This window comes from Microcoleus sp. FACHB-68 (genome assembly GCF_014695715.1).
Taxonomy (GTDB): domain Bacteria; phylum Cyanobacteriota; class Cyanobacteriia; order Cyanobacteriales; family Oscillatoriaceae; genus FACHB-68.
Genome location: NZ_JACJOT010000008.1, coordinates 462,225 through 475,701, shown reverse-complemented (window position 1 = coordinate 475,701; position 13,477 = coordinate 462,225). Strand labels below are relative to the sequence as shown.

At 49.5% G+C, this 13,477-nt stretch carries 12 protein-coding genes; 5 read left to right on the top strand and 7 right to left on the bottom strand.

All coding sequences use genetic code 11. The features are described 5' to 3' along the window. Positions 1-65: 65 nt before the first annotated feature. The gene (locus H6F73_RS10980; protein ID WP_190758798.1) at positions 66-473 is read right to left on the bottom strand and encodes an Npun_F0494 family protein; all 408 of its coding nucleotides are present in this window, start codon (positions 471-473) and stop codon (positions 66-68) included. A 217-nt stretch (positions 474-690) separates the two neighbouring features. Here H6F73_RS10980 and H6F73_RS10975 point away from each other — a divergent pair, with 217 nt between their 5' ends. Beyond that, the gene (locus tag H6F73_RS10975; RefSeq protein ID WP_190758797.1) at positions 691-837 is read left to right on the top strand and encodes a hypothetical protein; all 147 of its coding nucleotides are present in this window, start codon (positions 691-693) and stop codon (positions 835-837) included. Positions 838-854: 17 nt separating this feature from the next. On the opposite strand, the gene H6F73_RS10970 is transcribed toward H6F73_RS10975, so the two are convergent. The 6 genes from H6F73_RS10970 to psaA all read right to left on the bottom strand — a co-directional run bounded on the left by H6F73_RS10970 (position 855) and on the right by psaA (position 9,282). After that, positions 855-1,631 (bottom strand): PRC-barrel domain-containing protein, encoded by a 777-nt coding sequence (locus H6F73_RS10970; protein WP_190758796.1) that lies wholly within the window; start codon positions 1,629-1,631, stop codon positions 855-857. A gap of 576 nt (positions 1,632-2,207) precedes the next feature. Continuing rightward, a complete protein-coding gene (locus H6F73_RS10965; RefSeq protein WP_190758795.1) occupies positions 2,208-2,678 on the bottom strand; it encodes an FHA domain-containing protein in 471 nt (156 codons plus the stop codon). 168 nt (positions 2,679-2,846) lie between these two features. Then, complete coding sequence (locus H6F73_RS10960) at positions 2,847-3,644, bottom strand: FHA domain-containing protein (protein WP_190759610.1); 798 nt, start codon at positions 3,642-3,644, stop codon at positions 2,847-2,849. Positions 3,645-3,715: 71 nt separating this feature from the next. Beyond that, positions 3,716-4,444, bottom strand: coding sequence for a 6-phosphogluconolactonase (gene pgl / locus H6F73_RS10955; protein WP_190758794.1), 729 nt, complete (start codon positions 4,442-4,444; stop codon positions 3,716-3,718). Between the two features lie 243 nt (positions 4,445-4,687). Beyond that, a complete protein-coding gene (gene psaB / locus H6F73_RS10950; RefSeq protein WP_147683310.1) occupies positions 4,688-6,916 on the bottom strand; it encodes a photosystem I core protein PsaB in 2,229 nt (742 codons plus the stop codon). 95 nt (positions 6,917-7,011) lie between these two features. Beyond that, positions 7,012-9,282 (bottom strand): photosystem I core protein PsaA, encoded by a 2,271-nt coding sequence (psaA, locus tag H6F73_RS10945; protein WP_190758793.1) that lies wholly within the window; start codon positions 9,280-9,282, stop codon positions 7,012-7,014. On the opposite strand from psaA, the gene H6F73_RS26975 reads away from it, so the two are divergent. The 4 genes from H6F73_RS26975 (at position 9,281) to H6F73_RS10930 (ending at position 12,655) form a co-directional block, all read left to right on the top strand. Beyond that, complete coding sequence (locus H6F73_RS26975; protein WP_255513706.1) at positions 9,281-9,406, top strand: hypothetical protein; 126 nt, start codon at positions 9,281-9,283, stop codon at positions 9,404-9,406. The genes psaA and H6F73_RS26975 overlap by 2 nt on opposite strands. A gap of 1,013 nt (positions 9,407-10,419) precedes the next feature. Beyond that, entirely contained in the window at positions 10,420-11,649 is a 1,230-nt protein-coding gene (locus H6F73_RS10940; protein ID WP_242072468.1) for a hypothetical protein, read from the top strand. Between the two features lie 123 nt (positions 11,650-11,772). Further along, the gene (locus H6F73_RS10935; RefSeq protein ID WP_190758791.1) at positions 11,773-11,940 is read left to right on the top strand and encodes a hypothetical protein; all 168 of its coding nucleotides are present in this window, start codon (positions 11,773-11,775) and stop codon (positions 11,938-11,940) included. 70 nt (positions 11,941-12,010) lie between these two features. Beyond that, positions 12,011-12,655 (top strand): pseudouridine synthase, encoded by a 645-nt coding sequence (locus H6F73_RS10930; protein WP_347239547.1) that lies wholly within the window; start codon positions 12,011-12,013, stop codon positions 12,653-12,655. The last annotated feature ends 822 nt before the right edge of the window (positions 12,656-13,477 follow it).

The window sequence follows — 13,477 nt, the reverse complement described above, 5'->3', positions numbered from 1 at the left end:
AATGCAGAGGTTCAGAAGGAAAGATGCAGTGAGAATTTTACTGTCGAGCTTTCATGCTTTATTCTTTAGAAAAGTCGGAACCATCGACTCATCGCATTATAAAGGCGATCGCCGAATGTCGGAGCCGGCAGCTTGCCTCCAAAACTCTGCCATTTCTCAACTAACTGCCGTCCTAAGGGCGTTAGGCGAAAACCGTCGGTAATTCCTTGCCCATCCACTTCCCGCCGCAGTAAACCCACTTGTATCAGCCACAGCAGGGCATTTTCAGCGGCTAACTCAGATAGGGGCGAGTGCGTGTACTCCCGCTTTATACCAGACTCACCGGCAATGGTATTGAGAACAACGCTTTGTGAACGCATCGCTGCAAATAACTGTAGTTGGAAGGGTGAGCAACGCATTGCTCGTTCTGCCCGTTCGATTGTACGGCGGGGATATTGAATTGATTCGGTGTTTTTGGTTTCGACTGCAGTCATTGTGTCTTTTTTAGGATTTCTGTGAGTTTGAGAGATTAATTAGCGAATGAGCGTTTAACTGACTGTGAGAAGCCGGCATCGGCAGTGTTTTACAGAGAGCCTCACCGCAAGTTAAAGCAGGATCAGCTTAATAATATCTCTCAGTTTTAACATTTTTTTAAAAAAAGCTTGGTTATTCGGGCAATTCATTCTTGCTGAGAAGGTCTTTTGGCAGTTTATGTTTTTTATTGGGTGGCAAGAATTTAATTGCTGCTGGGAGTGCGGTTTAAATGGGAGGGTTGAAATGTCTGCATTACCAGAGAAGGCAAAAAAAGTGCCGGCACTGGCGAATGAGTCACACGCTCGCTCGATAGTGCCGGCATGAAAACGATTGACAATGGTTTAAAGGATGTCTTGCTCCTTAGATGGCTGAATCGTCACTTCCTCAGCCGGCTCGATGGCTGCCGGTTCCGACGGGTTGTGCCGGCGAGTTTGCACTTGGGCTTGCACCTCTTGTGCTCTTTCTTGGAGTTCCTCCGCCAGCTGTTGAGCACCGCGCTTCACGCCTTCCGTGCCGGCTTGAGTCCGGCGCTTTAAATTTTCCCAGTGATCCACGGTTTTTTCATAATCTTCTTGCAAATACTCTGCTGCTTGACCCACTTTTTCAGTCAGTCCTGCCGCGTACTGATGGGGGTTGAGCACAGCATCGTCTTTGACAATCACCCGTTTGCTGCCGGCGCTGGATACCGCTTCAGGTGGCAGTAGGTAAATTCCTTCCATTACCCCACGCCAGCCGCTAGAGCTAAATAGGTAATAGACGACAGTGCCGGTCTGGGGAATGAGCAAGTAATCGACGATCTTGCCTACTTTGTTGCCGCTCTCTGTCCAAACTTCATGACTGATCAAAGAAATGATCGCATCAGACTTTTCTGGATCAATTGCGTCAGGGCTGGTGTTAACCATAATGCTGTCAGCCCCAATGCTCTCAATTTGCGCCCAAGTAAACGCGCGTTTGTTTTTGCCCAGAAACCCTGATTTGCAACTAAACCCCATCACTAAATGGGATTGAGGGACGAGCCACAATTGATCTACACGCCCGACTTCGTCTGCTGTCCGGCGATCAATCACTAGCCGATTGAGCAACTCGGTTTGCTTTGTCAACTTTTGTTCTGCACTCATGGATAAATTCCTCAGTGATAGTTCGTTGGTAGCGCTCAGCCGGCGGTTCACCCATACAGGGGTTAGCAAAGTTTTGAAAGCGCGTTTGCAGAAAAAGCCCAAATGTCAGATGGAACGCTCCTCCCGCTGTCACTTTAATTCAAAATTCCCCAACCTTTTCAACCGAGTTTGATACAAAACTTAAAATTCAGCGAACGAGTTGTCAGTACAGGTAAACTGCTGAACCTACCCTGGGTTGAAATTTTTGTCTCTACTTACTTATTGTGCCGAAAACTCCGAGCATCCTTCATTGCCACTACAGCAAGGATAAAAATAGGAAGGCTTTTCTCGCCCTTAAGGGGAAAAAGAAGGCCGCTTGAGAGAGCGCTATTAAGGCCCCATTCTCAAGATCACGCTTCCTTAAGCCAAGCTGCGATACATTTAAGTTGCTTAAAGAAATTCGTCATCCATGTTTATTTTGATGGATTATTTATAACTAATTGGCTTTAATTTATCTTTTTTTAAGAATAAAACAAAGCGACCTTTTCAAAAAGGGTTATATCACGGTTGCTCAAATGAGCGCTATTCACTATCGGGCTAATTCAAGTGTGAAAATGTTTCAGTTTTAGGGGGCATCTCTTTTTGTTGCTGATGTGCTGGAACTAACGTTACTTCCTCTGGGACAGCTTCAACAGGCACTGACGCATCCTTAACTTGCTGGGCCATCGTTTCTTCTGCGGAGATCGCTTTGAGTTCCTCTAGAGCCTTTTTACCGAGGCGAATTTGAATTTTAGGGCCGGAACGAGCAAGATGAATAATCACCCCATCCACAACAGGAACTTGGGTAATCGGTTTACCCTCCAGATAGGTGCCATTGGTGCCTAAGTTAACAATTTCCCACGTCGTATTCTGCCGGCGCAATTCGACATGGTAACGAGAGACAACCGCGCTATAGAGCACCACATGATTATCAGTTGAGCGCCCGATCCGAACAACTGATTCCTGTTCAAAAGACCAGCTCTGAGCAGGGACATACTGAAATGGATGCAGCAAAATGAGTGTAATCACGAGAGAAACTCGGTTGATGTAAATACACCAGATATTAAGGCAGGCAGTGAGCCTGCCACAGCTCCAGGGTTGTTCAGGGTGCCTTTCCTGCTTTAGGGGGGCGTATTTCTACACATTTAAAAGGCACTCTGAAATCACCTGAGAAGCACGACATTTAAGCAGTGCCGGCTAAGAAATTTGGAACAGAAATGTCACCATATCTCCTTTACCAAGCGCGATCCGATCGCCGGGGCGCAAGCGGTGCCGATTGCCAGCCGGCAACGGGAAGTTATTAACGTAGGTGCCATTTGCACTTCCGACATCTTCCAAGTAGAAACCATCTCCCTCAACCCGGATATCTGCATGAACGCGAGAAACGACTTCAGAATTAGGAAATCCTGAAACATCAATATCCGGTGGTATCCGCTCATTGGGTTTACCCAAATGAATCACCGATAACTGCTGGGGAAGTTCTAACTCAGTGTTGGTTTGGATGTGCAGCAGTTTAGCAGTCTGCTGCTGGAGTTGAGTTTTAGAACCGCCGGCAGCCGGTGTGGGTGCGGGGGCAGTCGGCATCGGGCTTGGTGCTGGTGGCGCAACAGGTTGGTTGCTAGCGCTAGAAGCCGCCTCAGCAGCACTCGCACTCGAACTTGCTGTACTTGGAACGCCGGCACTGCTTCCCACTGGTTCAGGTTGAACCAGTGGTTCAGGCGGATCGAGAGCCGGCATCGCTACGGTAGCGGGAATGTCCGGAAAGGATACCGCCGTGGGAGGAAGAGCCTGCTCGGATGCAGTTGCTTGCTCCTCCCCTGACACAGACGCGCTTGAACGCAGATCACAGCCACACTGTCCGCAGAAAGTCGCATCCGTTTGAACGGATGACCCACAGTTCGGGCAACTACTCATGGCAGGTAAGGGTGTGTAGCAAGCCTCACACTGATTCGCTCCATCGGGGTTTTGGTGGTTGCAATTTGGGCAGACAATCATCGCATTTTTTTCTCCCATCGAGATTATCCTAGAGGAGTTTTGAGCCACAGCACCACATTCGTGGGCTGATTTTAATATTCTTGTTTTAATTCTCGCCCTGCCGGCTCATCAAGCAGCCACCAAAGCTCACCAGTCGGCTGAATCAGTCGAGCTGGATAGGTCATGTCGTCGGCTGTGGAAGCAAAAATTTGAGCCAGAGCCGGTTGTTTGCCAGCACCCGTGATCAGAAACATGACGCACCGGGCGTGGTTAATCAGGGGCACGGTGAAAGTAATTCGAGGTTGACCGTCTTTGTTTCCTACTGTAACCATGCGGTCGCGCACTTGCAAAGCATCTGTGTGCGGAAACAGAGATGCCGTGTGGGCATCATCCCCGATCCCCAACAGAATTAAATCGAAGCTAGCAAATCCACCCGTCGGCACCCCAAAAAACTCCTGCAACTCGGCGTCATGCTTTTGAGCGTCGGCAGCGGGGTCAGCAGCGCCGGTGGGGATGGGGTGGATATTGCCGGCTGGAATGGGCACTTTATCCAGCCAAGCTAATCTAGCCATCCGCTGATTGCTATCCGAGTCATCGGGCGGGACATAGCGCTCATCACCCCAAAAAACATGAATTTTTTCCCAAGGCAGCGGTTGAGCGGCAATCGCTTCATACAGCGGCTTAGGGGTGCCACCGCCGGCAAGAGCGATGGTAAACCGATTCCGCTCTGAGATGGCGGCTTGCATCTTATCTAAGACGACCTCTAGCGCCCGTTGTATTAGTGCGCCCCGATCTGTTAAGACTTCAACTTTTTTCTGCATGGTTATAGGCAAGCCAAGGAGGATAAATTTTCTTGCTTCTAGGCTAGTACCAAGCCGGTGTTGTACACAAACTCCCCTTGCTAAAAGTTAACAGTCACACTTAATGCGAAAGCGTCACTCACTGAGCCGGGACAATTGCTGATCGTGGAAAATCCTACTGTCTACTTCCGTCCCTCTGACAAAAAACCCCCCGCCGGAGGGCAGGGGATTCATCAGCAACAAGCTAAAAGTTTGAGTTGAAAATCAACCGAACTTACCTGCAGTCGAAGCAATCAAGAACGCCGCATAAGTGAGGACATAACCCACCGTGAAGTGAGCCAAGCCCACCAGACGACCTTGAATAATACTCATGGCCACGGGCTTATCCTTCCAGCGAACCAAGTTCGCCAAAGGTGTGCGTTCATGTGCCCACACCAGGGTTTCGATCAACTCTTGCCAATAACCACGCCAGCTAATCAAGAACATAAAGCCGGTCGCCCACACCAAGTGGCCGAACAGGAACATCCAAGACCAGACCGACAGATTATTCATCCCATAAGGGGTGTAACCGTTGATCGTCTGGGCTGAATACAGCCACAGATAGTCACGCAGCCAACCCATCAGGTACGTTGATGACTCGTTAAACTGAGCCACGTTTCCTTGCCAGATTCCTAGATGCTTCCAGTGCCAGTAGAAGGTGACCCAACCAATGGTGTTGAGCATCCAGAACATGGCCAGGAAGAATGAGTCCCAGGCTGAGGTGTCGCAGGTGCCGCCGCGTCCGGGTCCGTCGCAGGGGAAGGCGTATCCGAAGTCTTTTTTGTCCGGCATCAACTTCGAGCCACGGGCATCCAATGCTCCCTTGACGAGAATCAAGGTCGTTGTGTGCAAACCGAGGGCGAAGGCGTGGTGGACGAGGAAGTCTCCAGGGCCAATGGTGAGGAACAGGGAGTTGGTGCCGCTATTGATCGCATCTAGCCAGCCGGGTAACCACACGTTGCCGTAGTTGGGCCAAGCGGTGGTGGCGAGGCTATCTGGGTTGGACAGCAACACGTCGAAGCCGTAGAGGGCTTTGCCTTGGGCTGCTTGAATCCATTGGGCGAACACCGGCTCTATCAGGATTTGCTTTTCTGGGGTGCCGAAGGCGACGACGACGTCGTTATGGACGTATAAGCCTAGGGTATGGAAGCCCAGGAATAGCGAGACCCAGGACAGGTGGGAGATGATCGCTTCTTTGTGCCGCAGAACGCGGTCGAGGACGTTGTTTTGGTTGGCTGCTGGGTCGTAGTCTCTGACCCAGAAGATTGCGCCGTGGGCGAAGGCTCCGACCATCAGGAAGCCTGCGATGTACTGGTGATGGGTGTACAGGGAGGCTTGGGTGGTGAAGTCTTTGGCCATGAAGGCGTAGGGCGGCAGCGAGTACATGTGCTGCGCGACGAGGGAGGTGACGACGCCTAATGCTGCTAGGTGGATGCCTAACTGGAAGTGCAACGATTCGTTGTAGGTGTCGTACAGTCCTTTGTGTCCGTCTCCCAAGCGTCCGCCGAAGGGGGTGCCTTCTGGGGGCCGGTGGGTGTTGAGGATGTCGCGGATGCTGTGACCGATGCCGAAGTTTGTGCGGTACATGTGACCGGCAATGATGAAGATCACTGCGATCGCCAGGTGGTGATGGGCGATGTCGGTCAGCCACAGGGATTCTGTTTGCGGGTGGAATCCGCCCAGGAATGTCAGGATGGCGCTGCCGGCTCCTTGTGTGGTTCCGAATACGTGTCCTGCTGTGTCTGGGTTTTGGGCGTATACGCCCCAGTTCCCGCTAAAGAATGGACCTAGTCCTGCTGGGTGCGGCAGGGTGGTTAGGAAGTTGTCCCAGCCGACGTGCTGTCCGCGTGCTTCGGGGATGGCGACGTGCACTAGGTGTCCTGTCCAGGCTAGGGATGAGACGCCAAACAATCCGGCTAGGTGGTGGTTCAGTCGCGATTCTGCGTTTTTGAACCAGGCTAGGGATGGTCTGTATTTTGGTTGCAGGTGCAGCCACCCTGCGAACAGGAATACGGCTGATAGCAGCAGTAGGAATACTGCCCCTTGATACAGGTCGTTGTTTGTCCGCATCCCGATTGTGTACCACCAGTGGTATACACCGCTATAGGCGATGTTCACTGGGTTTGATGCTCCGGCTTGGGTGAATGCTTCGACTGCCGGTGCGCCGAATTGTGGGTCCCAGATTGCGTGGGCGATTGGCCTCACGTTTAGCGGGTCTTTTACCCACTGCGGAAAGTTGCCTTGCCATGCTACGTGAAACAGGCTACCCGAAGTCCACAGGAAGATGATTGCCAGGTGACCGAAGTGTGAGGCGAATATCTTTTGGTAAAGATTCTCCTCTGTCATGCCGTCGTGGCTTTCAAAGTCGTGGGCTGTTGCTATCCCGTACCATAGCCTGCGTGTTGTTGGGTCTTGCGCCAGGTCTTGGCTAAATTTTGGGAATTTTGTTGCCATAGGTCCTTCTAACTCTCGCGGGGACTTGAGATTTTGGATTTTAGATTAGGGATCGCTTGAACCCTAATCCAAAATCCGTACATCTACAATCGCTCTCATCCAACAGAAATGATGCGAGCTAGGAAGAATGCCCATGTCGTGACAATTCCTCCCAAGAGGTAGTGAGCTACCCCTACAGCGCGACCGTGAATGATGCTCAGAGCGCGGGGTTGAATGGCTGGGGCGACTTTGAGCTTGTTGTGTGCCCAAACGATCGACTCAATCAGTTCTTGCCAGTAGCCGCGACCGCTGAACAGGAACATTAGACTGAATGCCCAGACAAAGTGAGCGCCTAGGAACAGCAAGCCGTATGCAGAGAGTGCCGTTCCGTAAGACTGAATCACCTGAGAAGCTTGTGCCCAGAGGAAGTCACGCAACCACCCATTAATGGTGATCGCACTCTGTGCAAAATTACCGCCGGTAATGTGCGAGATGCTGCCATCTGGATCAACAGTGCCCCACACATCTGATTGCATCTTCCAGCTAAAGTGGAAAATCACGATAGAGATGGAGTTGTACATCCAGAACAGACCTAGGAAGACATGGTCCCAACCAGAAACTTGGCAGGTGCCACCCCGTCCGGGTCCATCACAGGGGAAGCGGAAGCCCAAATTCGCCTTGTCAGGAATCAGGCGGGAACTACGGGCAAACAGCACACCCTTCAGCAGGATCAGAACTGTAACGTGAATGGTGAACGCATGGATATGGTGCACCATGAAATCAGCGGTTCCCAGAGCAATCGGCATCATTGCGACCTTGCCGGCAACTGCCATCACGCCACCGCCGAAAGCATAGCTAGCGGGTTCCAGTGCGTTCGGAGCGGTATTGCCAGGAGCCAAGGTGTGGATGTTTTGCACCCACTGGGCAAACACCGGCTGCAATTGAATTGCGGTATCGGAGAACATATCTTGAGGACGACCGAAAGCCCGCATGGTGTCGTTATGAACGTACAACCCGAAGCTGTGGAAGCCTAAGAACATGCACACCCAGTTGAGGTGAGAGATGATCGCATCTCGGTGACGGATCACCCGATCAATCAAATTATTGACATTTTTGGCTGGGTCATAGTCACGCACCATAAAGATGGCACCGTGAGCTGCGCCCCCAACAATACAGAACCCACCAATCCACATATGATGTGTGAATATGGACAGCTGGGTCGCATAGTCAGTTGCGATGTAGGGGTAGGGCGGCATCGAATACATGTGATGCGCCACGATGATGCTCAGAGAACCCAACATTGCCAAGTTAATGGCTAGCTGAGCGTGCCAAGAGCTGGTGAGGACTTCATAGAGACCTTTGTGGCCTTCTCCAGTGAAGGGGCCTTTGTGGTTTTCTAGGATTTCCTTAATGCTGTGACCAATGCCCCAGTTAGTCCGGTACTGATGGCCAGCAATAATGAACAGCACTGCCAGTGCCAGGTGATGGTGCGCCGAATCCGACAGCCACAAACCGCCAGTGACAGGGTTTAAACCGCCCTTGAAGGTTAGGAAGTCTGTATATGCGCCCCAGTTGAGGGTAAAGAAGGGAATTACACCCTTGAAGAAACCCCAATCCACGCTGGGATATAGCTCTGTCATCAAGCTAGGGTTCAAGATGAACTCTTGAGGCAGGGGAATTTGATTAGGATCAACCCCAGCATCAAGCAGCTTGTTGATTGGCAGAGCGACGTGAATCTGGTGACCGGCCCAAGACAGGCAGCCCAGACCCAGCAAGCCGGCTAAGTGGTGGTTCAACATCGACTCCACATTCTGGAACCATTCCAGTTTGGGAGCGCGTTTGTGATAGTGGAACCAACCGGCGAACAGCATCAGCGCAGCCATGACCAAACCGCCGATAGCGGTGCAGTACAGCTGGAATTCGTTGGTGATGCCAGAAGCCCGCCAAATTTGGAACAAGCCGGATGTAATTTGAATCCCGTGGAAGCCACCTCCCACGTCAGCGTTCAAAATTTCTTGACCGACGATTGGCCAAACCACTTGGGCGCTCGGCCTAATGCCGGTCGGGTTAGTCAGCCAAGCTTCATAGTTGGAGAAACGAGCGCCGTGAAAATAAGCACCGCTTAACCAAATAAAGATGATAGCCAAGTGACCGAAGTGGGCACTAAATATCTTGCGGGATACGTCTTCTAAGTCACTGGTATGACTGTCGAAATCGTGGGCGAGGGCGTGTAGATTCCAAATCCAGGTTGTGGTTTTGGGTCCTCTAGCCAAGGTGCGATCAAAGTGACCGGGTTTTCCCCACCGCTCAAAGGATGTAGGAACTGGGTCTTTATCGACAACAACCTTGACTTTTTTTGCCTCTCGCTCCGGAGGACTGATTGTCATGGAGACTCTCCTCTCTGTAGACAGGGAACGAGCAATACACCACCAGAAGCGTTACCTACCGGCAACGGTTTCCCTCTCTGTTGAGCTGTCGGTGGCAGACATTTGGAAGACGATGCTCTTATGAAACTCATGTTGAGCTTCTGAACTTTTTATAGTTTAGTGCAACCTTCAAACGTCAGAGAGGGAACCCCCTTAGTAAACCAGCTTTTGGCTGGCTGCGTTTTTGAAACCGCATTGGTGGGGTACTGTTGGTGAATTATAGGTCTTGTAGCCGACTGTGTTTCAGAGTGCTTAACAATAATTCAAAAAGGCAAAGTGTTTGTGTACCTTGAGTTGCAACTCCTAAGTCCTTGAAAAAAGTCAAGGGGGTTTACAGCAAGTTCACAAAACTAAACATTTTGTTCAGTTAACCCCCCTCAAACTAAATAAGTTTTTGTACTTAAGTATTTGCGCTCTCTACAGAGGTAGCACATTTTATAAAAAGCCAAAACCCTTGTCAGTTAAGCTTTTCGAGCTAGCACCTCCGCAAAATCAATAGTCCTATTACCCCAGCTAACCCAGCTTGGAAGAACAAGCCCGCTCCCTAGGTGTATACTTTGATTGATGTTTCCGCTATAATTGCCGGCCCCTAGCTCAATGGTCCGATGTGGCTGACTTAACAAAACAAAATTGTCGAGTGAAAGTATCTGTCCCACAAGATGATCAGGTAACCCTGCAACCATTAGAAAACTCTATATAGAGACTCGATAGAGACATAGAGACTGGAAGTTTATAATTTCAACTTCCAGGCAAATGGGCCGACAGTCCAACGATGAGCGCTCGAACTTTCTAAACCTCTTCGCGGGAAAGATCATGCACTCACCGGCAACGCGATGAAAAGAAGTTTGCCTCAAACACAAACCAAGTGACGGATGCCGGTGATACAAATCATGCTGCTAGCATCTAGACAAAAACCAGCCACAGTCCAGAATTCATGTAGAGTGAGCTGGAGAACTTTGACGCAACCTTCAAGAGTGAAAATCTCTGGAGAATTTACCGCTATCCCGTAAGGGAACGGCGGAGAGCGTCAGTAAAATCTTCTATGGTAGTCATTAAATAACTGAATTGATCGCTTAGGAGTTAGCTTGCGTGTTAGGCATGAACTGGCGAGGAACTGCTGCAAAAGTGCTACTAACGTCACTAATGGCAGCCGCTTTGGTATTAAATTTAATGAGCTGTAGCGCTCGAATCGAGCAGCCAAAAGAATTGGGCGCTAAAACTGCGCCCACCCAGTTGGCGCAGAACATCTCGGAAGTTTCCCCACCGGCAGTCATTCAAGAACTGCGTGACAGCTTAAAAATCTACCGACCTCAAGTGGCGATTTTAAGCCCCCAGCCAGATGAAGTGTTGCAAGACACAACTGTTAACGTGCGCTTCCAGGTGCAGGATCTGCCCATCTTCAAAAACCCAGACTTAGGGCTAGGGCCGCATTTGCACGTCATCCTAGACAATCAACCCTATATCGCAGTTTATGACCTCAATGAGCCGCTAACATTCCAGGATTTAGCCCCCGGAACCCATACCTTGCGAGTCTTTGCCTCCCGCCCTTGGCATGAAAGTTTCAAAAATGAAGGTGCCTATACCCAAACCACCTTTCACCTGTTCACCAAAACTCAAGACAACAACCCCGATCCAGCCCTGCCACTGCTAACCTACAGCCGGCCCACCGGCACCTACGGGGCAGAACCTATCATGCTGGACTTCTACCTCACCAATGCTCCACTTCATCTTGTTGCCCAACAAAACTCAGAAGATGAGATTGCAGACTGGCGAATTCGCGTCACCATCGACGGCGAAAGCTTTGTTATTGATCGCTGGGAGCCAATTTATCTCAAAGGCTTCAAACCGGGCAAGAACTGGGTGCAGCTAGAGTTTCTCGATGAACTGGGCAACCCGGTTAAAAACGCCTTCAACAACACAGTGCGCCTGATTACTTATGAACCGAAAGGAAAAGATACCCTTTCCAAGCTCATTCGCGGTGAACTGTCTACTACCGCCGCTCGTGGTATTGTCGAGCCAAACTACAGCGCCCAGAAGCCTGTAGCCTCACCAGAACCGGCAGCGACTCCAGAATTGCTACCACCAGCATCTGAAATTCTCCCCGAACCGGCAGCGACTCCAGAATTGCTACCACCGGCATCTGAAATTCTTCCAGAACCGGCAGCCATTCCAGAATTGCTACCACCGGCATCTGAAATTCTTCCAGAACCGGCAGCACCCTCAGACCCACTCTCCCCCGTAGAACTGCTGCCGGCACCCTCAGACGAAACATCCGCACCGCAGCTTCACCCGGAAGAAGCAGCCACCCCAGATCCAGAACGGGCTTAACGGCTAGCATCGGTGGGAACCCCTCCAAATATCACCCCGTCAGCTTAAGGAAGCCGGAGAAAGCGTTCTCGTATCGGCCAACGATAGTTTCAGGGATGCCATTTAAATGGAGGGGTGACTGCGATGCTGGAAAAACTGCGACAAGCTGCTATCCTCACACTTTTGCTCAATCTGCTGATGGCTTTATCTTCTCCTGACGCCAGCCATAAAGCTCCAGTATCTAAATGGCACGATAATACAGTGCCTATCCTGAGTCAGCCAGTTTCAATTTCTCAGGGACAGGATTCTTAAGAATAAACCACTGCGTTTGGAATCTTAGATTTTAGCTACAATGCAAACTCTTAAATCTAAAATTCTGAGCGTGTCCTACCGATATTTGCTGTTTTATAAACCCTACGGTGTCTTATGCCAGTTCACAGACGCCGAAACTTGTGATACCGACCGGCTGACACTTAAAAATTACGTGCCGGTGCCTTCGGTTTATCCTGCAGGTCGTCTGGATCTTGACAGCGAAGGATTGCTGTTACTGACTAATGACGGGCAATTGCAACACCGGCTGCTTGAGCCTCAGTTTGGCCATCCACGCACCTACTGGGTGCAAGTAGAGCGTATTCCGGACGCTGCAGCGCTCACACAGCTGAGCCAAGGGGTGAAAATTCAGGATTACCGCACCCGACCGGCATCAGTCAAGTTATTGCCGGTTGAACCTTCTCTACCGCCTCGCGATCCACCGATTCGCTTCCGTAAAAATGTCCCGACGGCATGGCTAGAAATAACCCTTACAGAAGGTCGAAACCGTCAGGTTAGGCGGATGACAGCAGCCGTAGGGTTTCCGACATTGCGACTCGTGCGGGCTGCCATTGGCCCTCTGCGCTTACAGGACTTAGAACCCGGCCAGTGGCGAGATTTAACTTCTGATGAACTGCAAGCACTACATCAGCTCAACAAAACTTCAAGCCGGCCCTCTCTTAACCCAAATATTAAAAATTATAAGAAAAGGCGCTAGGAAAACACGAAACCTCAGCATCCGTGATCCCATTCATTAACTAAAAACTACCGAGAATCCACACATTAAAGGGGGCAAATTTATATACAGCAGTTTTCCCCTCGCGGCAATGTTATAACCCCAATTATAGAAATTGCCAGTTTGGGTGAGAGACATCGTGATGCTTCTGGTAGAGGGAACGCCGCTAACCAATCTTAACACCGTCAAAATGGTAAAATGCAGAACTCTAGCCAGAGCCGATAATTTTTTAAGTTTCGGAAAAGATGAATAGCCCTAGCTGCTCATTTTCAAAATAATATTTTAGCCGAAATTTTAATTAAAAAATGCATTTAAATTATCCAATTAAAGCATATAAAAGTGTAAAATTTAAATTGAAAAAACTTATTTAAATAATTTTAAACAGTGAATTTTTATAACCTTATTTGTTTAATTAATTTTAAGATAAAAATTAAAACTACGAAAATTAAAAATAAAAATTTTAATTAATATAAAGTTAATTCTAAAAATAAAAATCAATATAAATCAAACTCAAACAATAACAAAATTTAAGCTTATTTAAAAAATATAAATCATTGCTTACGTCGAATGTTAATACTACGCGAGCGTTTGGGCTGCTATGGGCGGCTAAGTAATCAATCTTTTTTTACTAAAAAATCATACTTTAATCCTAAAAAATTTAAATTTAATCTATCAATTTATCAGGTTATCATCTACTTGCTTCACACACCGACCTAGCAACCGCTTAGTTGCAAAGTCGGCAACCATACTCATCACTTTAAAGCACAAGCAATGGCTTGCCCTATCTAGGTGGCAAATGAGTCA

Coding starts and splice junctions, on each gene's coding strand:
- H6F73_RS10970 (WP_190758796.1), bottom strand. CDS start 1,631: ATGAGTGCAGAACAAAAGTTGACAAAGCAAACCGAGTTGCTCAATCGG.
- H6F73_RS10980 (WP_190758798.1), bottom strand. CDS start 473: ATGACTGCAGTCGAAACCAAAAACACCGAATCAATTCAATATCCCCGC.
- psaA (WP_190758793.1), bottom strand. CDS start 9,282: ATGACAATCAGTCCTCCGGAGCGAGAGGCAAAAAAAGTCAAGGTTGTT.
- H6F73_RS26975 (WP_255513706.1), top strand. CDS start 9,281: ATGGAGACTCTCCTCTCTGTAGACAGGGAACGAGCAATACACCACCAG.
- H6F73_RS10975 (WP_190758797.1), top strand. CDS start 691: ATGTTTTTTATTGGGTGGCAAGAATTTAATTGCTGCTGGGAGTGCGGT.
- H6F73_RS10935 (WP_190758791.1), top strand. CDS start 11,773: ATGCTGGAAAAACTGCGACAAGCTGCTATCCTCACACTTTTGCTCAAT.
- pgl (WP_190758794.1), bottom strand. CDS start 4,444: ATGCAGAAAAAAGTTGAAGTCTTAACAGATCGGGGCGCACTAATACAA.
- H6F73_RS10940 (WP_242072468.1), top strand. CDS start 10,420: ATGAACTGGCGAGGAACTGCTGCAAAAGTGCTACTAACGTCACTAATG.
- psaB (WP_147683310.1), bottom strand. CDS start 6,916: ATGGCAACAAAATTCCCAAAATTTAGCCAAGACCTGGCGCAAGACCCA.
- H6F73_RS10960 (WP_190759610.1), bottom strand. CDS start 3,644: ATGATTGTCTGCCCAAATTGCAACCACCAAAACCCCGATGGAGCGAAT.